Genomic DNA, 23,183 nt, shown 5'->3' with positions numbered 1-23,183 from the left:
ATACTTTTTCTATTCAATATCTATAACCGGATCTATATTCACCATAGAATTACATCTGTTGCAATAAAATCCATGACTTGTACTTATATATTTCGCATCAGTAACATAATAGCCTTTTTTACACTTTGCACAAATAACTTTTTCTCCATTTCTTAAACGTTCTGCAATAGGTTCTGCAATAGTCAATTTTTTATTTTGTTCTTTCATTTCTCCCATCTCCTTTTCTACTTAAATTATACATTCACCTATGTCCAAAAAACTGTACAAAAAAACTCTGACCGCCATTTTTTTGACTGTCAGAGTTTATATTATTTATTCTTCAAATATAGCCTTTGCAAAATCATCGCTGTTAAATTCCTGCAAGTCGTCGATACCTTCACCGACGCCGACAAATTTAACCGGAACATTCTGTTCTTTTGCTATTGATATTACAATACCGCCTTTTGCCGTACCGTCAAGCTTTGTAAGGATAATTCCCGTAATATCCGCCGCCTCGGAGAACAATTTTGCCTGACTTACCGCATTTTGACCTGTTGTCGCGTCAAGGACAAGCAATGTTTCTCTTGCCGAATCAGGCAGTTCACGTTCAATTACACGGTTAATCTTTGCAAGCTCCGCCATAAGATTTTTCTTATTATGAAGTCTGCCGGCTGTATCACATATAAGAATATCAGCACCACGCGCCTTTGCCGCCGTACAAGCGTCAAACACAACTGCCGCCGGATCACTGTTTTCTTGGTGCTTGATTATATCACAACCGCTTCTCTGCGCCCATATGTCAAGCTGATCTATCGCTGCCGCTCTGAATGTGTCAGCCGCCGCAAGAAGTACCTTTTTACCCATCGACTTATAATGTGATGCGATTTTTCCGATACTTGTTGTTTTTCCGACACCGTTTACGCCAATCACCAAAATAACAGACGGTGTTGTTGACGTATTCACCGTTGTATCAAGCGCACTGAGTATTTCGCTTATTATGCTCTTTAATTCCTCTTTTACAAGGTTTCCGTCCGTGATATGCTTGTGTTTAACATTATCACGAAGTTTTTCAATAATGTATGTTGAAGTTTCTACACCTATATCTGCCATAATAAGTGCCTCTTCAAGATTTTCAAAAAGTTCGTCGTCAACTTTTACGAACACACTGAATACATTATTAACTTGTTTTGCGATTGATTCACGAGTTTTTGTTAAACCGTTTTTTAACTTATCAAAGAATCCCATATACTACTCCTAACTGACCATATCGTCTGCGACATCATCTATATGAAGTGACAACAACTTAGAAACGCCTTTTTCCTGCATTGTTACGCCGTATAAAATATTTGCCGCCTCCATTGTACCACGTCTGTGAGTGATAACAATGAATTGTGTCTGTTCAATATAATTTTTTAAATATGTTGCAAATCTCGAAACGTTTACATCGTCAAGTGCCGCGTCAATCTCGTCCAAAATACAGAACGGAGCCGGTTTTACTCGAAGTATTGCAAACAGAAGTGCAATAGCAATAAACGACTTTTCACCGCCCGAATACAGATTGATATTCTGCGAACCTTTACCCGGAAGCTGTGCGATAATTTCAATACCGCTTTCAAGAACATTGCTCGGATCAGACAAAGTCAATTCACCTTTGCCGCCGCCGAAAAGTTCACTGAATACCAGACTGAAACTCTCATTGATTTCCTGAAACTGCTTCCCGAAATGCTCTTTCATCAATTCTTCCATTGACTCTATTATTCCGTTAAGTTCGTTTTTCGACTTTTCAAGATCGCTCTTTTGCTCTGTCAAGAACACAAACCTCTCCTCTACCGCTTTATATTCTTCGATAGAATCGACGTTTACACTGCCAAGTGATTTTATCTGCGACTTCAATTCCGACAATCTTGCAAACGATTCTTTCTCGTTTTCCACCTCTGTTTTAATTTCACACGCACTGTTATAAGTCAGTTCGTAGTCCTCCCACAATCTGCCTATAATATTTTCAATATCGTTATTGAGTTTTTCACGTCTGTTTTCAAGTCTTGAAAGTTCCTGTTGCAAGTTCAGCAATTTATCCGTTAAATCCTTATTTGAATTTTGGATATTTTGAAGTGACGTTGAAATATCGCTTTTCTTCTTCTGAATACTCTCGATATAATTATTTATATCCGCCGTACTCTTTGCGATTTCTTCCGTCAGCTTGTTTTTGTCCTCAATCTGCTGTTTTAAACTTTCGTTTTCGGCACATATTCTTGTTTTATCCTGCTCTTTTTGTGCTATATCTTTTACGGAATTTGCAATATCATTCTTCTTTGTTTCAATATCTTTTTCGATAACTTTAATGTCCCTTTGCATATCTGCAAGTTTCATCGTGTTATCCATCAAGCTTTGTGACTTCTCGTCTTTTTTCTCTGAAATTCGATTAAATTCTTCATTCAGTTTTTCCGCTTTGCTCTGTAAGTCATTACTTTCTTTTTCAAGATTTCTGACATTCTGCAAAAGCTCGGCAATATCATCCGAAGATTCCGACAGCTGCTTTTCAATCTGTCCAAGCTCTGCTTTATAGTTTTTCTCCGTATTACTTCCCGATTCAATCTTTTCTTCAAGATGTTTTTGCGTATTTTCCAGACGAAGTATCTCGTCCTCATACTCTCTCACAAGCGGAACATATGACGACAACTGATTATTTATAGTTCTCATATCATTTTCAATCTGCTGTTTTTTGTCGCCAACCTCTTTTATTTTAACTGACAAATCGTTTAATTCCGATGTAAGTGTTTTTATTTCAGTAGCTCTCGACAAAAATCCGCTTTGCTTATTTACGCTGCCGCCCGACATCGAACCGCCTGCGTTCAATATTTCGCCCTCAAGTGTTACAACTCTGAATTTATACCCGAAATGTCGGCTCATAGCAATGGCATTATCCACATTATCAACCACAACAACTCTGCCGAGCAAACTTTTTATAATACCGTCGTACTTACTGTTATACTTTATAAGTTTACTTCCAAGTCCGATAAAGCCTTTTTGCTTGCTTATTTCGCCAACATTATCAAGTTCTCTGCCTTTTACAGCCGACACCGGCAAAAATGTTGCACGACCTGCATTATTTCTGCGAAGATAATTAATCGCCGTCTTTGCGTCCTCTTCGCTCTCTACTATGATATTCTGCAACGCTCCGCCGAGTGCGATTTCAATAGCCGTAACGTATTCCTTTTTTACGTCCACAAGTCCCGATACAGTACCGTAAATTCTGATTTTTTTTAGTTCTTCGGCTTTAAGCACCGCCTTTACGCTCTTTGAATATCCCGCATAATCGTTTTCCATACCCTCAAGAATTTTCTTCTTTGAAGATTTTGAATTATACTCGACATTCATATTGTTAAGACTTGATGTAAGTTTATCGTTTTCGGATTTTAACTTATTTATGTTTTCGTTATGGCGGTTTATGGTTTCTTTCATCTTACCGCACTTTTCAGACTTTTCCGATATTTCCTTTTTGCAGTTTTCTATCTCCTGTTTTGTGTTTGAAACACCCTCGTTAAAGGTCTTTATTTCGGTTTCAACCACTTCTCGTCGTTCTATAAAACTGCTCCTCAAATTTTCAACACCGTTTATTTGTGCACGATTTGTCGCAATCAAATTCTGCTTTTCGATAATATCGCCCTGCAGACTGTCGATTTCTTTTGAAAGAGTATCTTTCTGCTTTGCAATTTCGTCCTGTTCCTCTTTCATAGAATCGAACGCAGTAAGCATTTCTTCGGCATCTTTATTCTTTTCTTCAATCTCTGCCTTTTGCTTTTCTATACCGTTTTCACGTTCAATATTTTTATCTTTTATGCTTTGAATTTCGTTATCAATTCTTTTAAGCATAAGCTCATTATTCTTTATGTTGTTTTCAAATAAAGAAATATGATTTTTGGTTTCCATATTCTTTGACTCAGCCTCACGAAGAAGTTTGTTCTGTTCCGCTATTTCGGTATCGGCTTGTTCACTTTCATTATAAAGCGATGTGATTTTTTGTTCTGTTTCCGATTCTGTTGCTCTGAGCTCGGCAAGTTCTTCTTCAACACTGTTATAAAGCCTGTCTGCCTCTTTGGCGGCAAGTCGGTTTTTGTCTATCGTTATAATGCTTAAATTTACGTCAAGTCCTTTATATTCTTCATAGTATGTCAAATACTTTCTCGCTTTTTCCGACTGACGTTTAAGAGGTCCTCGCTGACCTTCAAGTTCAGTCGTTATATCGGAAATTCTTACAAGGTTTTCTTCAACACCCTTTAGCTTTCGCTCCGCCTCTTCACGTCTGTACTTATATTTTGATATACCTGCCGCCTCCTCAAACAGACTTCTTCTGTCCTCGGCTTTGGTTGACAATATCTGTGACACATTACCCTGTCCGATAATAGAATAACCGTCACGTCCAAGACCCGTATCCATAAACAGCTCATGTATATCTTTCAAACGACAGTTTGAGCGATTAATCTGATACACACTTTCACCGCTTCTGAAAAGTCGTCTTGTTACAACAACTTCATCATAATTTATATCAAACAAATGACTGCTGTTATCAAGTACAAGACTCACTTCCGCAAAATTGACAGGCTTTCTCGTTTCTGTACCTGCAAAAATGACATCTTGCATATTAGAACCTCTGAGAGATTTTGCACTCATTTCACCGATAACCCAACGAATAGCGTCGGAAATATTACTTTTTCCGCTGCCGTTAGGACCTACGACCGCCGTTGAGCCTTCAACAAATTCAAGAATTGTTTTATCGGCAAATGATTTAAAACCTTGCAGTTCAAGTCTTTTTAATAGCAAGTACATCTCACCTCTCTTTTTTCCAAATTTTCATCTGTACATATCTTTACATCAATATTTTTCTCTTGTTTTAATTTAATTATATTGCAACGCTTATTACCGACTGCTTTTGAAACTTCTCTCGGATTTACATAAACGTCTGCTCTTTTACAGCCGTCTTTCAATTTACCGCATATAATGTCATAATAAATACTGCTTTCGACAAGTTCACGAAATGAGCTGTGTACAGGTCCTGCAACAACAGAACCGTTCTCGCTTATTTCATCGGTTGACTGCAAACCGACTCTTATAACAGTTATATTATTCTTTTCAAATTTCAATAAAAGCTGTTTTGCAAGATTAACCGCCTCATCAACCGACTGCGGTTTATATTTACCCGTAAGATACATTTTTTCAAGGAATGTGTCCTTTATGGTAAGCGTCGGATATATGCGTACAATATCAGGTTTCAGCTTTATTATTTCATCTGCCGTATAAAGAGATTTTTCATCGGTATCACCCGGCAAACCTGTCATCATCTGAAGTCCAAGTGTAAACGGATATTCCTTTATCAGCTTTACCGCATTAATAACATCTTCTCTTGTGTGTCCCCTGTTTGATGATTTCAAAACACCGTCGTCCATAGACTGTACACCGAGTTCAATCGTTGTAACTCCGTATTTAAGCAGATTATCAAGTATTTCTTTATCTATATAATCAGGTCTGGTTGAAAGACGTATTCCGTCAATATCTCCTTTTTTAAGATATTCATTCGCAGCGGCTAAAAGTTCGCTTTGTTCGTTAATCGGTATACCGGTAAAGCTGCCGCCAAAAAACGCCGCCTCGATACGTCTGTTTTTACTCGGCAATGTTTTAAGATATTCTCCTATGATATTATGAACATCATCAGCCGTGACTTCTTTTTGTGTCCCCGTTATACGTTTTTGATTGCAAAAAACACAATCAAACGGACAACCTCTGTGCGGTACAAATATCGGTATATTATACGTTTTCATAGTCACTGTACTTTTCCCATTGATTTAAGCAAAGTATGTGCCGCATTTTGTTCAGCCTCTTTTTTGCTGTGACCTGTTCCTTTATTTTTAGGAACATCATCGACAAGCACTTCAACTTCAAACACTTTGTTGTGATCCAAACCGGATTCGCCGATTGTTCTGTATGTGACTTTGCCCTGTGTACCTTTTTGAAGTGCCTCTTGCAGCATTGTTTTATAGTCGGCATATCCGTGACCTGTCACAACTTCGTTAATCGAATCACGCATAAGGTCGATTACCCATTTTCTTGCCGTTTCCATACCGCCGTCAAGATAAATTGCCGCCAAAACTGCCTCAAATGCATCTGAAACGATAGACGCTCTCTGACGTCCGCCTGTCATTTCTTCACCCTTACCAAGCAATATAAATTTGCTAAGCGAAATTTTCTTAGATATTTCGTTAAGCGACTGTTCGCAGACAAGCGTTGCACGATATTTTGAAAGCCAGCCCTCGTCAACATTCGGCAAACGTCTGAATATATAGTCACTAATTATAACACTCAAAACAGAATCGCCCAAAAATTCAAGACGTTCGTTATTTTCTTTTTTACACTCATTCGCATATGAGCTGTGTGTAAGTGCCGTTTCTAAAAGATTGACATTTTTAAATGTGTAACCGATTTTCTCTTGTACGTTTTTCATAACAGCTTTCCTTTCTCTGTACATACACTGCTCTAAAGAGTAAACCGTTCACCGCTTAGAGCAATCCACATAACAGTAGAGGGTGCCTTAAAAAGACATCCCCTATTGTTTAAGTTTATTTAATTAATCTTCGTATTTTTTCATTACGATAGTTGCATTATGACCGCCAAATCCAAGTGAATTTGACATTGCAACTTTAACTTCCTGTTCTCTGCCCTTATTCGGAACTATATCCAAATCACAAGCAGGGTCAGGTGTATTGTAATTGATTGTTGCAGGAATGTAACTGTCCTTGATAGCCAATGCACAAACGATTGCCTCGACACCGCCTGCCGCACCCAAAAGGTGACCTGTCATTGACTTTGTTGAGCTTACTGCAACGTTCTTAGCCGCGTCGCCAAGAGCCTCTTTTATGGCTTGTGTTTCAAACTCGTCATTGTACTTTGTTGATGTACCGTGAGCATTGATGTATGTTACATCTTCAGGCTTTAAACCTGCGTCTTCGATTGCAAGTGACATAGCCTTTGCACCGCCGACACCGCCCGGAATAGGGCTTGTGATGTGGTAAGCATCATCAGTTGCACCGTAGCCGACAAGTTCACAATAAATGTGAGCTCCTCTCTTCTTTGCGTGTTCAAGTTCTTCTATAACTATAAAGCCTGCACCTTCACTTAGAACAAATCCGTCACGTTCTGCATCAAACGGTCTTGACGCTGTTTTAGGATCGTCATTTCTTGTTGACATAGCTTTCATATTACAGAAGCCTGCAAATGCAAGCGGACTTACAGCCGCCTCTGCACCGCCTGCGATGATAACATCGTTAGCACCGTGCTGAATGTGTCTTAAAGCGTCACCGATAGCGTTTGTACCCGAAGCACAAGCTGTAACGATATTTTCATTTACACCTCTTGCTCCGTACTTAATAGCAATCTGTGCAGCACCCATATTACCTATCATCATAGGAATAAAGAACGGACTTACACGTCCCGGACCTCTGTCAAGAAGTGACTTATGCTGTTCCTCAAGAGTATGGATACCGCCGATACCCGAACCTGTTATAACTCCGACTTTCCAAGGGTCTTCGTCTTCCATATTAAGACCGGAATCCTTAACAGCCTCGTCAGCCGCTACCATTGCAAGCTGAGTATATCTGTCCATTTTACGAGCGTCTTTCTTCTCGATAAAATCAGTCGGCTCAAAATTCTTAACTTCACCGGCAATCTGTGTCTTAAAATCAGTTGCGTCAAAAAGTGTTACTTTATCAATACCGCATTTACCTGCTTTGATACCGTTCCAAAATTCTTCAACGTTATTTCCTATAGGGGTTACAGCACCTAAGCCTGTTACAACAACTCTTCTCATTTAGTTACCTCCTATTGTTTATCCTTATCTATATAATAAAATTAATTTCTTTTTTCAAAAAAATTTCATGCCTTGCACCAAGAGTATTGATACAAGGCACGACTTCGTATCTTACGCATGACTCTTAATATATTCAACTGCGTCGCCTACTGTGCTGATCTTTTCAGCATCTTCATCAGGGATTTCGATATCAAATTCTGTTTCAAGACCCATGATAAGTTCAACAACGTCCAATGAGTCTGCACCCAAATCGTCAACGAATGATGCTTCCAAAGTTACTTCATCTGCATCAACACTTAGTTGGTCAACGATAACGTTCTTTACTCTTTCAAATTCCATTATTCACTTGCACCCCCTTTCAGTAATGTCTATATAAATTCTAAACGAATTATATACATATTATATTACATAACAAGTCCGCCGTCAACATTTATTACTTGACCTGTAACGTATTTTGACATATCAGATGCCAAAAATGCAACAACATCTGCAATATTTTCAGTTTCTCCGAATTCCCCAAGCGGAATTGAATCAAGATATTTCTTCTTTACATCGTCAGACAATACGTCTGTCATAGCAGAACGGATAAAGCCCGGTGCTACTGCGTTACATCTGATACCTCTTGATGCAAATTCCTTTGCTGTTGTCTTTGTAAGACCGATAAGACCTGCTTTTGAGGCAACATAGTTTGCCTGACCCGGATTACCCATAACACCTACGATTGACGCCATATTGATTATAGCACCGCTTCTTTGTTTCATCATAGGTCTTGCAACTGCTTTGATACAATTAAATGCACCCTTTAGATTTATATCCATAACAAGATCCCAATCATCTTCTGACATTCTAATCATAAGACCGTCTCTTGTAATGCCTGCGTTATTAACAAATATGTCGATATGACCAAATTTATCCATAGTTTCCGATACAAGTTTCTGAACATCTTCGGTATTTCTTACATCGCCTTTAACAACTATACATTCTACACCAAGCTTTTTAACTTCTTCACAAGTTTCGTCTGCATAATCCGATGAAGGAATATCGTTTATAACGATATTTGCACCGTGTGACGCAAGTTTTAGGGCGATTGATTTACCTATACCTCTGCCCGAGCCTGTAATTACCGCTGTTTTACCTTTTAACATTTCTTTATCTCCTCTCTGTTATGCGTTAAGACCTTCAAGAGTCTTTTCAAGTGACGCCATGTCCTCTACGTTAAACACCTTTACATCTCTTGAAACTTTCTTTATAAATCCGCTAAGTGCCTTACCCGGTCCGACTTCAACGAATGTATCAACTCCGTCTGCTATCATTCTTCTGATAGTTTCTTCCCATTTAACAGATGAAGATACTTGCTTGATTAAAAGCGGTTTAATATCTTCCTTTGAAGAAACGTAATCAGCAGTTACGTTTGTGATTACAGGAATTTGCATATCCTTAACTTCTACATTTTCAAGTTCTTTTGCAAGTTTTTCGCCTGCGCCTATAAGCATAGCACAATGGAACGGAGCTGAAACAGGAAGTTTTAAAGCACGTTTTGCGCCCTTTTCCTTTGCCAATTCACAACACTTATCCACTGCCGCAACTTCACCCGATACAACGATTTGACCAGGACAGTTAAAGTTTGCAGGTGAACAAATACCGACTTTTGAAGCCTCTTCGCAGCAAGCGATAACGTCCTCTGCGGAAAGTGCGATAATAGCCGCCATAGCGCCTTTTCCTACAGGCACTTCCTCCTGCATATACTTACCGCGTTTTTTTACAAGTCTTACACCGTCAGCAAATTCCATTGAACCCGACGCAATGTGTGCAGTATATTCACCAAGGCTAAGTCCGGCAACAACGTCAGGCTTAATACCTTTTTCTTGCAATACTCTAAGTGCCGCAACACTCATTGTAACGATTGTCGGCTGCGTGTTCTCTGTAATCATAAGAGTTTCACTGTCGCCGTTCCAAATCATATCCTTTATATCAAAGCCAAGTGCCTCACTTGCCTCGTCAAATGTCTTATCGGCAATCGGAAAGTTTTCGGCAAGTTCCTTACCCATTCCGACAGCTTGTGCGCCTTGTCCTGCAAATACAAATGCTAATTTACCCATTATATTTATTTTCCTTTCTTAATTTATCTAATAAGAAATTCTTATTTAAGTTTAGAAGTAATTGTTTCAATAACTGCCTCTGTACCGTCAAAATAACTCTTGATTATGTCTGCACAAGGTTGAATTTCGTGTACCATAGCGGCTGATTGACCAGCCATAAGTGAACCGGTTTGTGTGTCACCTTCTTCAAATGCACGTCTTAGACCGCCAACGCCAAGTGCTTCTATTTCTTCAAATGACGCACCTTGCTTTTCAAGTTTGTCATATTCACGAGTAAGTTTATTTTTAAGCGCTCTTACAGGCGCACCTGTTGATCTACCCGTAACAACCGCATCTCTGTCTTTTGCCTTTATAACGGCTTGCTTATAGTTATCGTGTGCGATACACTCTGTTGAGCAGATAAATCTTGTACCGACTTGAATACCGTCTGCGCCAAGTGCAAATGCCGCAACAGCACCTCTGCTGTCAGCTATACCGCCTGCCGCTACAACCGGAATACTTACCGCGTCAACAACTTGCGGTACAAGTACCATTGTTGTAAGTTCACCGATATGTCCGCCTGCCTCTGTACCCTCTGCGATAATTGCGTCTGCACCGTCTTTTTCCATCTTTTTTGCCATTGCAACACTTGCAACAACCGGCATAATCTTAATTCCTGCCTCTTTAAGTGACGGTATGTATTTACCCGGATTACCGGCACCTGTTGCAACTACTGCCGGCTTTTCTTCTATAATAACCTGCATAACTTCTTCAACGAACGGTGACATCATCATCACGTTTACGCCAAAAGGCTTATCTGTCAGTGACTTTGCCTTTTGAATTTGTGCTCTTACAACGTCCGCCGGTGCATTTCCTGCCGCGATAAGTCCGATACCGCCGCCGTTTGAAACAGCTGCCGCAAGCTCGGCTGTAGCTACCCATGCCATACCGCCTTGAATAATAGGATATTCAATACCAAGTAATTCACATAATCTTGTCTTCATTTTTCTTCTCCTTTTCTTATTTAACGTATTTTTTACCACTCAATAAGTGCCGCACCCCATGTAAGTCCGCCGCCGAAGCCTACAAGTACAACCTTGTTGCCCTTTTTAATTCTGCCTTGCTGAACTGCCTCTGTAAGTGCAACAGGGATACAAGACGCTGATGTGTTACCGTACTTTTCAAGGTTCAAAAATACCTTTTCATCAGTGATACCCATTCTCTTTACGGCACTTTCAACAATTCTGTAATTAGCCTGGTGAGGTACAACAAGTGCAATATCGTCCCAAGTCAATCCTGCGCTGTTTACAACTCTTGCGCTTGCGTCTGCCATTGCTTTGACGGCAAACTTCATAACAGCTTGTCCTGCCATCCAAATAGTATCTTTTCTGTGGCTTATTCTCTTTTCTGTTTCTTCTTCATCATTTCTGTATGCAAGACTTGTTATAGCGTGACCGCTTGAGCCGTCTGCACCGATGTCTGTTGCGATAATACCTTGTTCTTCACTTGCAGATACAACTGCCGCACCTGCCGCGTCGCCGAACAATACGCAAGTTGCTCTGTCTTTATAATCTGTAGCCTTGCTTAATGTGTCGGCACATACCACAACGATATGCTTGTATGTTCCTGCTTTTATAAACTGTTCTGCGATAGTAAGACCTGTAACAAATCCCGAACAAGCCGCATTATAGTCAAATGCCGCCGCATTTACTGCACCAAGATTGCTTTGCACAATACAAGCACAAGCCGGTGTGAAGTAATCAGGTGTAACTGTTGCAAGCATTATAAGGTCAATATCCTCAGGTGTAAGTCCTGCATTTTCAATAGCACGCTTAGCGGCGATTGTTGCCATATCCGTTGTATATTCGTTGTCGGCTGAAATATGTCTTTCCTTTATGCCTGTACGTCTTGTTATCCATTCGTCGTTTGTATCAACAATGCTTTCCATATACGCATTGTCATATACCTTTTCCGGAACATATCCGCCTACACCTGTTATCTTTGCATTAATCATTACTCTTTTCCTCCATACAGTTTATATTATTAACTATTTCTTCTATTAAGTTTGTTTCAACAAATTTCTTTGCCTGTCTGATTGCAGAAAATACCGCTTTACCGTCTGACGAGCCGTGTCCTTTTATAACAGGTCGTTTTGTACCCAAAAGCGGTGCACCGCCGTATTCACGGTAATCCATAGACTGTTTAAACTCATTCAAGCCACCCATTACAAATATTGCACCGAGCTTTGTAAACAAGTTTTTCATAAATATATTTTTAACTTTCGTACTTACGACGTGTCCCATACCCTCAACGGTTTTAAGTATTACATTTCCGACAAAGCCGTCACAGGTAATTACGTCAGCCGTACCTTCCATAACATCTCTGCCCTCAATATTGCCGATAAAGTTTATAGGTGCTTTTTTCAAAAGCGGGAATGTTTCCTTTGTAAGTTCATCGCCCTTGCCTTCTTCTTCACCGTTTGACATAAGTCCGACAGTCGGGCTTTCAATTCCGAGTACATTCTTCATATATATACTGCCCATAATACCGAACTGAACAAGATTTTCAGGTTTGCAGTTTGTATTTGCACCGGCGTCTATAAGCATTTTCGGTCCTTTTGCACTCGGCAGAAGCGTTGCAAGTGCAGGTCTTAAAATTCCCTTTATTCTTCCGACAATAAGCAATCCCGACGCTAAGAGCGCACCTGTATTACCCATCGAAAGCATTGCGTCACCCTCGCCTTTTTTCAGCATATTTGCCGCAACGACCACCGATGCATTTTTCTTGCTTCTTACCGCCTTTGCCGGTTCTTCGTGGTTTGTTATCACTTCATCAGCATTCGCTATACTGATTTTATCATTTGGGTAGTCATATGCCGAAAGTTCCTTTTCGACAACCTCTTTTTTGCCGACAAGAACTATTTCCACATCAAGTTCCTTTACCGCTCTTACAGCCGCCTCGACAGGCGCCATAGGAGCATTGTCACCACCCATTGCATCTACTATAATCTTCATCTTTCCTCCGACTATTTCACATCAGTCATAACAAGGCTGAATTTTCCTCTGAATACTTCGTTCATATTTGCCTTTATGACAACACGAACGATATATCCTCCGTCTTTCACTCTCATAACGTCCGACTTGGCAATCAGTCTTTCCCCTGCGTGTGCCTCGTGCATATATTTCACATTTGCGATTTTCACCAACGCCGCCTTCGCGTCAATAACGCTTAGCGCCAAATTTTCCGCAAAAGCATATATACACTGTCCTTTTATTATGTCAGTACCGTCAAAGGTCATCGTATCATCGGTTTTAAGCACCGATATTCCGTCATGATACAAGTTAAGGTCAAGCACTTCGCCAACCGCCGTATCCGCTACCAAACCTTCTTCCGCCACCGACTTTATTCTCTCACGATATTCTGCTATACCAAGTTCCGCTCTGTCAAAACGAATAGTGGACACGCTCACGTTACAAGCCTGTGCAAGTTCTTCGTCTTTCAAAAACGGATTTTGTTTTATTTTTCTGAGCAAATACTCATGACGTTTCTTTTTCAATATTGTTCTTGTCACTTTCAAGCGTTCCTTTCTATGTTTTTCGACATTTTATTAATTATTGTTAGTAGTAGGTACTAAATTAATAACCTCAATGATTATATACTATCGTTAATAACTTTGCAATATTTTCTTGCAAATAAACATAAACATTGTACAATATGTTTAAATATATTGCTCTGATATGTTCATAATTACCCAATAGATACAAAATATTGTGCTGTGTAGTCTGTTTAACACCTGCTACCAACACCATATTGTATCCGTAAATCATCATTTTTTTATGATTATAAACGCAAAAACAGACAAAACAATAATGTTTTGTCTGTTTTTATATTGTATTTTATAGGATTATTTGTCTGAATTGTCACATTTCTTGTAACAGAAGTCACAATTATTTTCAAGCGGTGCTTCACCCTTTTTGCTTCTGTAATCGTTGATTGCAGACTGAATAGCCTCTTCAGCAAGAACAGAGCAGTGAATTTTTTCTTTCGGAAGTCCGTCAAGTGCCTCCATAACCGCTTTATTTGTAAGAGCAAGTGCCTCGTCAACAGTCTTACCCTTAACCATTTCAGTTGCCATTGAACTTGTTGCAATAGCCGCACCGCAACCGAATGTCTTGAACTTAACGTCTTTTATAACATCGTCTTGAATATCCATATATATCTTCATAATATCACCGCACTTTGCATTGCCGACTTCACCGACTGCATTTGCGTTGTCTATCTGGCCTACATTTCTTGGATTTGAGAAATGGTCCATAACTTTTTCACTGTACATAATTAATTATCTCCTTTCTCTACACCCTCATATAAAGGTGACATATCTCTTAATCTTTGTATAATCGGAGGAAGTACCTCTACTACGTAGTCAACATCCTCCACTGTTGTTTCATCGCCTACACTGAGTCTTAGCGAACCGTGAGCAATTTCGTGAGGTAAACCGATTGCAATAAGAACGTGTGACGGATCAAGCGAGCCTGACGCACAAGCACTTCCGCTTGACGCCGCAACACCTTTCATATCAAGCATCATCAATATTGATTCTCCCTCAACATATTGGAATGAGAAGTTTACGTTATTGCAAAGTCTGCCCTCGTCCTCAGGGCCATTAAGACGGCAATAAGGAATATTCTTTCTGATACCATCAATCAATCTGTTACGCATTTTCTTTGCGTGTTCGATATTTTCATCAAGGTTTTCCGTTGCAAGCTCAAGTGCCTTTGCAAGGCCTGCTATGCCTGCAAGATTTTCCGTTGCGGCTCTCTTTCCTCTTTCCTGTCCTCCGCCGTGAATAAGGTTGTCTATTCTTATACCGTTTCTGATGTACAACATTCCGACACCCTTAGGACCATGGAACTTATGTGCAGAAAGCGAAAGCAAGTCAACGCCTAAATCCTGCAAATCTATCTTCATATGTCCGATAGCCTGTACTGCGTCCGTATGGAAAATAACTCTGTGTTTCTTTGCAATTTCCGCAATTTCCTTAATTGGCTCAACTGTTCCGATTTCATTGTTAGCCGTCATTATTGAAATAAGTATTGTATTGTCCTTTATAGCGTCCTCAACAGCTTTCGGACTTACAAAACCGTATTCGTCAACATCAAGATAAGTAACTTCAAAGCCATGCTTTTCAAGATATTCGCAAGTGCTTAAAATTGCGTGATGTTCGATTTTGCTTGTTATAATGTGGTTGCCCTTCGACTTGTTTGCAAGTGCAATACCTTTTATCGCCCAGTTGTCAGCCTCGCAACCGGAACCCGTAAAATAAATTTCGTTTACGTTTTTTGCATTAAGGCTTTTTGCAACGCTCTCTCTAAGCTTATAAAGTGCCTGTTCGGCATCTCTGCCTATTTTATAGAATTTCGATGACGCATTGCCGTATATATCTGTATAATATGGCATCATTGCATCAAGAACTTCTTTTTTAAGACTTGTAGTAGCATTGTTGTCCATGTATACTGAATTCATTAAAATCATCTCCTGTATTAAAATTGAACATTTGAATAACTGTTCAAACATATTTTACTTTATATTTCCTACTTTGTCAATAGGTTTTGTAGAATTTCTTTCTTTTATTCTATACAAAATTTATGTCTGTTTTACATCATTGCTTTATTTAATATTCCAATTTTATTTATTGCTATACTTCTTATTTTAAGATATAATATATATTAACAATGTAATTTTGAGGAGATAAAAATGAACATTACCGGTATTATAACAGAATACAATATTTTTCACAACGGACACAAATATCAAATTGACGAAATAAAAAAACATTCGGACGCAGTGATTGCCGTAATGAGCGGCAGTTTTGTACAGCGTGGCGACGTTGCGATAACGGATAAATGGTCACGTGCAAAAATGGCACTTTCGGGCGGTGTTGACCTTGTTATTGAACTTCCTGTATGTTATGCGTTAAATGCCGCACCGAATTTTGCGACAGGCGGTATTAATATTTTAAACGCACTCGGTGTTGTCAACAACATTTGTTTCGGCTCTGAATCAGGCAGTATCGATGAACTTATGTCTGCCGCAGAATTGCTTGAAAACGAAAACAGCGAAATATCCGAAAAAATAAAAAAATACGTTATGGGCGGTATGAGTTATCCAAACGCGCTCACAAAGGCATATTCCGCACTTATCCCGTCAGATATATTGTCTGAGCCAAACAACATTCTTGCAACGGAATATATTCGTGCATTAATCCGCTCTGACAGCAAAATCAAGCCTATGACCGTCAAACGTCACAAAGCAGGCTATCACGACAGAAATTTGTATCAAAATATCGCAAGTGCTACAAAACTTCGTGAAATGAAAAGAAACAATGAAAATATAAATGACTTTATACCATATAAATTAGAAGATATTAATTGTGACATTCCGTACGACATATCGAATTTGGACAGTGCAATCATTTCAAAATTACGTCTTATGACCGCTGAAGATTTGCAAAATATCAGTGAAGTTACAGAGGGGATTGAAAACAGAATTTTAAGCAGTGCAAATATGTCATACAGTTTTGAAACCCTTGTCGAAAACGTGAAAAACAAGCGATACACCACAAGCAAAATCAGACGTATGATAATCTCGGCTTTGATAGGCTTTACAAAGGATATATACTCCCCTATGCCACAGTATATCCGTATTCTCGGTATGAATAAGGTCGGTATGACGATTTTAAAACAGGCAAAAGACACCTGCAAAGTTCCGATAATTACAAAAACAGCCGACTTTAAAGAACAAAGTCCGCAATTTAATCTTGATGTGCGTGCCACAAATATAGCAATGCTATGCAATCCCATACCGACGCACCGTATCGGCAATGCGGATTTAAAGAAATCTCCTATTATAATGAAATAAAAATATTTTTTTCTTGCATTTGAACGCATTTTTTTAATATTTTTTAATTTTTTTGTAAAATACCCTTGCACAGTATGTTAAATTCTGATAAAATATATGTAATGGTTACGAAAAATTTGTAATAATATTTACGAATGTTATTCGTTTAAATATTATTCTATAATCGAAAGGATTGATATTTAATAATGGATAGAACTATACTCATTATTGAGGACGAACAGAAAATTAATGATATTCTTGCATTTTCACTTGGCAAAGACGGTTATAAGACTTTGTCTGCATTTGACGGTGTAAAAGGTCTTGAAATGGCACTTAAAGAAAACCCTGACCTAATTTTACTTGACGTAATGCTACCCGGAATGGACGGTTTTGAAGTATGTCGAAAAGTTCGTGAAAAATCACAAGTTCCTATTATTATGCTTACTGCCCGTGAAGACGAAGTTGACAAAGTTTTAGGTCTTGAGCTTGGTGCGGACGACTACATAACAAAGCCGTATTCAATGCGTGAACTTACCGCAAGAGTTAAAGCCAATCTAAGAAGAAGTGCGGCACAGCCTGTTGTTGAGGAAGAACCTGAAAATCAAAATACAATTAATTCGGGTGAGCTTTCAATCAATGTTGAAAGATACGAAGTTGCTAAGAACGGTGAAATTATCGACATAACACTTCGCGAATTTGAACTTCTTAAATTCCTTGCCATGCAGCCGGATAAGATTTTTTCTCGTGAGAAATTGCTTGAAAATGTATGGGGTTACGAATATTACGGAGATGTTCGTACTGTCGATGTTACGGTAAGACGTCTTAGAGAAAAAATCGAAGATGATCCGAGTATGCCTAAATACATTATCACAAAACGTGGCGTAGGCTACTATTTCAACAAATAATATTGAACTCATACACCCGAAACATTAATTTGTTTTGGGTGTTTTGTAGTATTTAAGTATTTATTATAGAAAGGTTTTTATTTTATGTTTAAAAGTATACGTTGGAAAATAACAGTTATATTTGTACTTCTTGTACTCGCCACGGAATTATTCATAGGCGGTTTCAATATTTTAGGCGTTATGAAACATTATCACGATGATTTTTCAAACAGCATTAATGAGGTATTCACCGAAGATATTAAAAACGACCTCCTTGCCGCTGCAAACGAAATAAGTATTCCTGCCGAAAGTACGGATACATCTATTGTTATAGAAGAAAATTCCCAAAGCAATATTAATTTAATCAACAATATCCTATCTTCCCACTCAGGCAAACTCGGAATTACATCATCAAGATATTACAATATTGTTGACGGTTCATCGGGCGAGATTTTATTTTCATCAAACGGCTCTACAACCACCGACGCAACTCCGTCACTTATGAATGCCCTAAACGGTACGGAATCGAAAGAAACAAAGCTTACTCAAAGCTATATGGACTACGCATTTCCGTTACACAACGGTGACGCGGTAAAGTATGTTATATACATCAAAGACACTTGCCAAATGCAAAACAGCGTAACTCACAGTATGGTGACAATTCTTTTGATTTTATTGTTGGTATCTCTTATTATATCATCAATCGCGGGAAGTATTATTTCAAAGTCTATCACCGACCCTATCAAACAGCTTTCGGTACAGGCAAAAAAACTTGCGGCAGGTGATATAAACGCACTTCAAAAATCAGATTCAAAAGATGAAATTGCCGACCTTACAAACTCGCTTATCAATCTTGCTCACACAAGAAAGCAGTCCTCCGACCAAGCAAAAGGCGAAAAAATTAAGGTTGAAACCATTCTTCAAAATATGAATGACGGCATTATCGCATTTGACTTAAAAGGCAATCTTATCCATTTTAACCGTGAAGCAAAAAAACTTCTTAACCGCCAGTATCTTGACGATATTAGATTTGACCGTTTCTTTAAAGAAATCAATGCAAACATCACGCTTGGTGATTTGCTTTATATGAATCCCGACGGTTCTGTCGAACGTGAAATCAAGCTTGCAAACCAATATTTACGTTTAAACTTTGCACCGTTCAAAGCTGATAACAAAGTCGGCGGTATCATTGTCGTTATACACGATGTTACAAAGCAGGAAAAACTTGAGCAGTCACGTCGTGACTTTGTTGCGAACGTGTCGCACGAACTTCGTACACCGCTTACAACAATCAAGTCTTACTCCGAAACACTTGCCGATATGCCCGATGTTGACAGAGAATTGCAAGTACGTTTTCTTGACGTTATCGCATCCGAATCTGACAGAATGGCAAGAATTATAAGCGACCTGCTTACCCTATCGGAGCTTGACGAAAACCAAACATTCACAAAACCGCCGGAGCCGATCGACATTCGTCAAATGCTTGAATCAATCGTTGAGCGTATGTCGCTTACGGCAAAGAAGAAAAATCAGACTTTGACATATCACCCTATTAATGAAGTGCCTGTTATATCCGGCGATCACGACGGTTTGGAACGCGTTATTATAAATATCGTCAGCAACGCAATGAAATACACACGCGAGGGCGGTACTATCGAAGTATATTCAAGCAAGGTTTATAACGACATTTGTATCAAAGTAGCCGATAACGGTATCGGAATACAAGAAGATAAACTTCCGCACATTTTCGACCGTTTCTACCGTGTAGACAAGGCACGTTCGCGTGACACAGGCGGTACAGGTCTTGGTCTTGCCATCGCAAAACAAACGCTTGAATCATCATTTAACGGTAAGATTAAAATATCAAGTGAATTCCACAAAGGAACTGAAGTAACTATCACTATTCCTGTCAGTGAATAAGGAGGCTTGTTGAAGTGAAACGTTTTCCTATAAAAGTTATTTTACTTTCATTGTTTATAGTAATAAACCTGACCGTTATTTGTACATTCCCCACTTCTATGTCCGATAACGATTCTGAAGAGGTTGTAAACAATCTTGTTACTTTTTTGAACAAAAACGATATAAACGTTTCTCCGACAATTATCGATAAAGAAACAAAAAAAGTTTCTTCTGCCACACTGCAAAATTTTATTGAAGACAGAGATGCTTTTGCAAAAAATATTTTAGGAGCAAAAAAAGAAGTAACAAAAAACGGTGAAACATACACAGCAAATGAAAATCAAGTTATTTTTGACGGCAATAAGTTTTCTTTTGTACCGAAAACACCTGTTGCATTGTCCGAAACGCACGGCATAGATGCGGTTAATGCCTCAAAGAAAGGTAAAAAAATCGCCGCTTATTACGGTTTCGACAGTCAAAACGCTTTGATTGTTTCATCTGATGACAACGGAAAATATCATATTTTTATGACTTACACAATAGAAAATTTACCTGTCTTTAATGACTATATGACATTTGATATAACTTCCGACGGTCTTATGGGTTTTAGCGGTGTATGGTTTACGCAAAATTCACTCGGCGAATATCGCAACGCAAAAAGCGTTGCCGACGCTCTGCTTGAATTTTCGGCAAGTAAAGATAAGCCCAACGGAAAAATCGAAATAAGCGATATTACACTCGGATATAATATCGTTGATTTTGACACCTCCCCTACCGAACTTCAGCCCGTATGGAGAATAACATTGAAAGACGGCTCAAAATATTATATAAACGCATAAAAAATGCACATCTGACAGATGTGCATTTTCTTTATTATTACTCAAACAAAATATCTTTCTTCTCTAACAATTCATCATTTTCAAGAACATCTTTTTCAAACTTTTCAACACCCAAGCGGTCTATCGCAACGCCAAGACGTTCTTTTGGATTAGCGTTAAGTTTAAACCAAATCATTGTCTTTTCAAGTATCGGTGCAATTTCGTCTTCCGAAACGAACTTTGAAAGCGGTGTACCCATTCTTGATTTTTTACCCCATGTACCGCCTACATATATTTGATAAACGACTTCATTATGCGGTTTCACTGCCTTAAACGGACATTTGCTTTCACTGCACACTCCGCAAGTCTTACAGACATTTTCATCTATAACCATTTTACCGTCAACAAGTTTAGCGGCTTTTGACGGACATGATTTTTCAATCATACAAACCTTACAGCCTTTGCAATTTTCCGAATTGTACTTAGGTATTCTGTGACCTTCGATACCAAAATCGTTCAACGCAGGCTTTACGCAACTGTTCGGACAGCCGCCTATACCGATTTTAAACTTATGCGGCAATTTTATATCAGCCCAGCCTATGTAATATTCATCATAAAGTTTTGCGGCAAGTGCGTGAGTGTCATAATTGCCGTAAACACAAGTTGTACCTTTACATGATGTAATCGGGCGGATTTTATTTCCCGTTCCGCCGAATTTAAGTCCGTGACTTTCGGCATAATCAATCGCGTCTTGTACGTTTTCATAAGGAATACCCTGAATTTCAAGCCCAAGACGTGTTGTAGGAATTACTTTACCGTTACCGAATTTACTTGATATTTCCGATACGGTTTTCAAATCGTCCGGAGAAAATACAGTTCCGCGCGGTACAATTCTTCCCGAAAAATTTTCAGTACCTCTGTTAATCAAAAAGCCTTTTCCCTTTACCTCCGCTATCTGTGCAGGTTTCAATTTTGCCATACAAACACCTCTCTCATTTTCTCTTATAAAATTACAATAATTTTATCACGGCACAAATTTCTTGTCAATCAATATTCGGCTTAATCTAAATTTTTTCCATAGAAAAAGCATAGTTGATAATTATTTTCCAAATTATCTCTATGCTTTTTTTACTATTTCACTTTTATATTAACCGTTGCATTTGTTCCTATAATATTTTCAAGCGGTATATCGGAATTTACCAACTTTATCTTAATCGGTATAAGCTGAGTTGTTTTTGTGTATGTACCGGAAGTTGAGAAACTTGTTGTCTGTCCCGTAAGTGCATTATTTGTAATGCTGTTCACCTGCGTTACAATGCCCTCAAATTTTTGTGAACCGTATGCGTCAAGCGTTACTTTGACCGACTGACCTTCTTTTATTTTGGTTATATCCGTTTCTTCGATATTCGCACCGATATACATATCGTATGTATTTGCCACATAACCCATAACATCGGTTGTAAGAACATAGTCACCCCTCTCGGCGTCAACTTCTATGAACTTTCCGTTTGACGGCGATTTAATATACGGACCGCCGTCCACACGTCCCAATATCTCGCCTGACTCAACGTATTTGCCGACATAGGCATTAAACTTAAGTACCTGTGTCTTTTAAATCTCCGTTAGCCTTGTCAAATCGTTTAAATTCAAAATTCTGCGAATTAAATGCTCTTGTTACAAGCATACCTTCTATATTTTCACGGCTGACCAAGTTAAGCTTATCAACAAGTTTTTGCATGAGCGTCATTTTAGGCATTGCCACAAGGAATATAAACACTATCAAAATCACTATTACCGACAGTGAAACAATGATTATCCACGAAAGCTCCTTACTGTTTTCAAGAGCCTTAACAGCACCGCCGACGCCCAAAATCGGTGCATAAAACACCATCCTGATAATAAGCATAACAAGCAAATTTTGAATTTGCGTAATATCGTTTGTCGTACGCGTTATAAGTGACGCGGTAGAGAATTTATCAAATTCGGCATTTGAGAACAGTTCCACCTTTTTATACACGTCTTTTCGCATATCTCTCGAAACCTTAGCCGCAACATTTGCCGCAAGATAGCCGACAAATACAGATACCACAGTACCCAATAATGTCACGCCTATCATTTTCAAACCGTACTTAGCTATAAGCGGAATACTTCCGCCCATAACACCGTCATTAACAATATCAGACATATAATCGGGAAGTGCCAAATCACACATTGCCTGTATAAAAAGCATTACAACCGCTACTATAAGCCAGAGATAATACTGTTTCATATAATAGAAAACTTTACTCAATTATTTTCTCCGCCTCCTGTTTTCTTGCTCAATTCATCTATCGTTGCACTCAACACCTCCCTAAATTCAAACATCTTTTTTATAGCCTCTCGAAATTCGTCTATATCAATTTTCTCAAACACTTTATTTTTCAACAACACAAATTCCTGCGTTGTAATTTCAAAAACCTTTTCGCCTTTGTCCGTTAAGTTTATCATCACGTTACGTCTGTTTACTTTATCGTTCACACGTTCGATATATCCCTTGTTTTCGCACGTTCTAAGATGTTTTGAAAGTGCCTGTGCCGACGCAGGAAACTTTTTTACAATATCCGACACATACACAACATCCGAATTTTGAGCCATATTTTTGTACATCCAAAGAACCGCATATTCCGATCTTGTTATGTCGTTTGTCAAAACTTTTGTAAAATCTATTCGCTTATTAGGATCAAATATACTTATAAATTTTTGTATTTCTTCATCCATTTAATCATTAACC

23 protein-coding genes are annotated in these 23,183 nt (G+C 38.7%); 4 read left to right on the top strand and 19 right to left on the bottom strand.

The features are described 5' to 3' along the window. Window positions 1-9: 9 nt before the first annotated feature. From LKE05_RS02240 to nifS, 15 genes are all read right to left on the bottom strand, one after another. Window positions 10-207 (bottom strand): hypothetical protein, encoded by a 198-nt coding sequence (locus LKE05_RS02240; protein ID WP_308455791.1) that lies wholly within the window; start codon window positions 205-207, stop codon window positions 10-12. 105 nt (window positions 208-312) lie between these two features. Next, window positions 313-1,224, bottom strand: a complete 912-nt coding sequence (gene ftsY / locus LKE05_RS02235) for a signal recognition particle-docking protein FtsY (protein WP_117965819.1) — start codon at window positions 1,222-1,224, stop codon at window positions 313-315. A 9-nt stretch (window positions 1,225-1,233) separates the two neighbouring features. Continuing rightward, window positions 1,234-4,806, bottom strand: a complete 3,573-nt coding sequence (gene smc / locus LKE05_RS02230; protein WP_308455790.1) for a chromosome segregation protein SMC — start codon at window positions 4,804-4,806, stop codon at window positions 1,234-1,236. Continuing rightward, the gene (locus LKE05_RS02225) at window positions 4,791-5,795 is read right to left on the bottom strand and encodes an elongator complex protein 3 (RefSeq protein WP_308455789.1); all 1,005 of its coding nucleotides are present in this window, start codon (window positions 5,793-5,795) and stop codon (window positions 4,791-4,793) included. Before LKE05_RS02225 ends, smc begins: the two co-directional genes overlap by 16 nt. Window positions 5,796-5,797: 2 nt before the next feature. Continuing rightward, a complete protein-coding gene (gene rnc, locus LKE05_RS02220; RefSeq protein WP_117965828.1) occupies window positions 5,798-6,499 on the bottom strand; it encodes a ribonuclease III in 702 nt (233 codons plus the stop codon). A 99-nt stretch (window positions 6,500-6,598) separates the two neighbouring features. After that, the gene (gene fabF / locus LKE05_RS02215) at window positions 6,599-7,837 is read right to left on the bottom strand and encodes a beta-ketoacyl-ACP synthase II (RefSeq protein WP_118446398.1); all 1,239 of its coding nucleotides are present in this window, start codon (window positions 7,835-7,837) and stop codon (window positions 6,599-6,601) included. A 111-nt stretch (window positions 7,838-7,948) separates the two neighbouring features. Next, window positions 7,949-8,176: an acyl carrier protein gene (acpP, locus tag LKE05_RS02210; RefSeq protein WP_022229298.1), complete on the bottom strand. Its 228-nt coding sequence runs from the start codon at window positions 8,174-8,176 to the stop codon at window positions 7,949-7,951. A gap of 65 nt (window positions 8,177-8,241) precedes the next feature. Further along, window positions 8,242-8,982 carry a 3-oxoacyl-[acyl-carrier-protein] reductase gene (gene fabG, locus LKE05_RS02205; protein ID WP_117965830.1) on the bottom strand — a complete coding sequence of 247 codons (741 nt, stop codon included), beginning with the start codon at window positions 8,980-8,982 and terminating at the stop codon, window positions 8,242-8,244. 18 nt (window positions 8,983-9,000) lie between these two features. Continuing rightward, on the bottom strand, window positions 9,001-9,936 hold the full coding sequence (gene fabD, locus LKE05_RS02200; protein WP_118446400.1) for an ACP S-malonyltransferase: 936 nt from the start codon (window positions 9,934-9,936) through the stop codon (window positions 9,001-9,003). 41 nt (window positions 9,937-9,977) lie between these two features. Beyond that, window positions 9,978-10,919, bottom strand: coding sequence for an enoyl-[acyl-carrier-protein] reductase FabK (gene fabK / locus LKE05_RS02195; protein WP_022229301.1), 942 nt, complete (start codon window positions 10,917-10,919; stop codon window positions 9,978-9,980). A gap of 32 nt (window positions 10,920-10,951) precedes the next feature. Beyond that, on the bottom strand, window positions 10,952-11,929 hold the full coding sequence (locus tag LKE05_RS02190; RefSeq protein ID WP_308455788.1) for a beta-ketoacyl-ACP synthase III: 978 nt from the start codon (window positions 11,927-11,929) through the stop codon (window positions 10,952-10,954). Beyond that, window positions 11,922-12,929 (bottom strand): phosphate acyltransferase PlsX, encoded by a 1,008-nt coding sequence (gene plsX / locus LKE05_RS02185; protein ID WP_022229303.1) that lies wholly within the window; start codon window positions 12,927-12,929, stop codon window positions 11,922-11,924. The genes LKE05_RS02190 and plsX overlap by 8 nt, the downstream gene beginning before the upstream one ends. 11 nt (window positions 12,930-12,940) lie before the next feature. Next, window positions 12,941-13,486, bottom strand: a complete 546-nt coding sequence (locus LKE05_RS02180; protein WP_022229304.1) for a DeoR family transcriptional regulator — start codon at window positions 13,484-13,486, stop codon at window positions 12,941-12,943. A gap of 333 nt (window positions 13,487-13,819) precedes the next feature. Next, window positions 13,820-14,251 (bottom strand): Fe-S cluster assembly scaffold protein NifU, encoded by a 432-nt coding sequence (gene nifU, locus LKE05_RS02175; RefSeq protein ID WP_117965835.1) that lies wholly within the window; start codon window positions 14,249-14,251, stop codon window positions 13,820-13,822. Next, window positions 14,251-15,438, bottom strand: coding sequence for a cysteine desulfurase NifS (nifS, locus tag LKE05_RS02170; protein ID WP_308455787.1), 1,188 nt, complete (start codon window positions 15,436-15,438; stop codon window positions 14,251-14,253). Before nifS ends, nifU begins: the two co-directional genes overlap by 1 nt. A 231-nt stretch (window positions 15,439-15,669) precedes the next feature. Here nifS and LKE05_RS02165 point away from each other — a divergent pair, with 231 nt between their 5' ends. The 4 genes from LKE05_RS02165 (at window position 15,670) to yycI (ending at window position 20,434) form a co-directional block, all read left to right on the top strand. After that, complete coding sequence (locus tag LKE05_RS02165; RefSeq protein ID WP_308455786.1) at window positions 15,670-16,833, top strand: nucleotidyltransferase; 1,164 nt, start codon at window positions 15,670-15,672, stop codon at window positions 16,831-16,833. Between the two features lie 185 nt (window positions 16,834-17,018). Further along, window positions 17,019-17,717, top strand: a complete 699-nt coding sequence (locus tag LKE05_RS02160; RefSeq protein ID WP_308455785.1) for a response regulator — start codon at window positions 17,019-17,021, stop codon at window positions 17,715-17,717. 84 nt (window positions 17,718-17,801) lie between these two features. Continuing rightward, complete coding sequence (locus tag LKE05_RS02155; RefSeq protein WP_147514101.1) at window positions 17,802-19,616, top strand: ATP-binding protein; 1,815 nt, start codon at window positions 17,802-17,804, stop codon at window positions 19,614-19,616. 14 nt (window positions 19,617-19,630) lie between these two features. Further along, entirely contained in the window at window positions 19,631-20,434 is an 804-nt protein-coding gene (gene yycI / locus LKE05_RS02150) for a two-component system regulatory protein YycI (protein ID WP_308455784.1), read from the top strand. A gap of 37 nt (window positions 20,435-20,471) precedes the next feature. Here the strand turns inward: yycI and LKE05_RS02145 are convergent, their stop codons facing one another. The 4 genes from LKE05_RS02145 to LKE05_RS02130 all read right to left on the bottom strand — a co-directional run bounded on the left by LKE05_RS02145 (window position 20,472) and on the right by LKE05_RS02130 (window position 23,170). Next, the gene (locus LKE05_RS02145; protein ID WP_308455783.1) at window positions 20,472-21,392 is read right to left on the bottom strand and encodes a ferredoxin-like domain-containing protein; all 921 of its coding nucleotides are present in this window, start codon (window positions 21,390-21,392) and stop codon (window positions 20,472-20,474) included. 152 nt (window positions 21,393-21,544) lie between these two features. Next, window positions 21,545-21,955: an HlyD family secretion protein gene (locus LKE05_RS02140; protein ID WP_308455852.1), complete on the bottom strand. Its 411-nt coding sequence runs from the start codon at window positions 21,953-21,955 to the stop codon at window positions 21,545-21,547. A gap of 52 nt (window positions 21,956-22,007) precedes the next feature. Next, window positions 22,008-22,703 carry an ABC transporter permease gene (locus LKE05_RS02135; protein WP_308455782.1) on the bottom strand — a complete coding sequence of 232 codons (696 nt, stop codon included), beginning with the start codon at window positions 22,701-22,703 and terminating at the stop codon, window positions 22,008-22,010. After that, window positions 22,700-23,170, bottom strand: coding sequence for a MarR family winged helix-turn-helix transcriptional regulator (locus LKE05_RS02130; RefSeq protein ID WP_308455781.1), 471 nt, complete (start codon window positions 23,168-23,170; stop codon window positions 22,700-22,702). The genes LKE05_RS02135 and LKE05_RS02130 overlap by 4 nt, the downstream gene beginning before the upstream one ends. Window positions 23,171-23,183 lie beyond the last annotated feature (13 nt).

Source organism: Hominilimicola fabiformis (assembly GCF_020687385.1).
Taxonomy (GTDB): domain Bacteria; phylum Bacillota; class Clostridia; order UBA1381; family UBA1381; genus Hominilimicola; species Hominilimicola fabiformis.
This window is presented reverse-complemented; position numbering and strand designations above follow the sequence as displayed.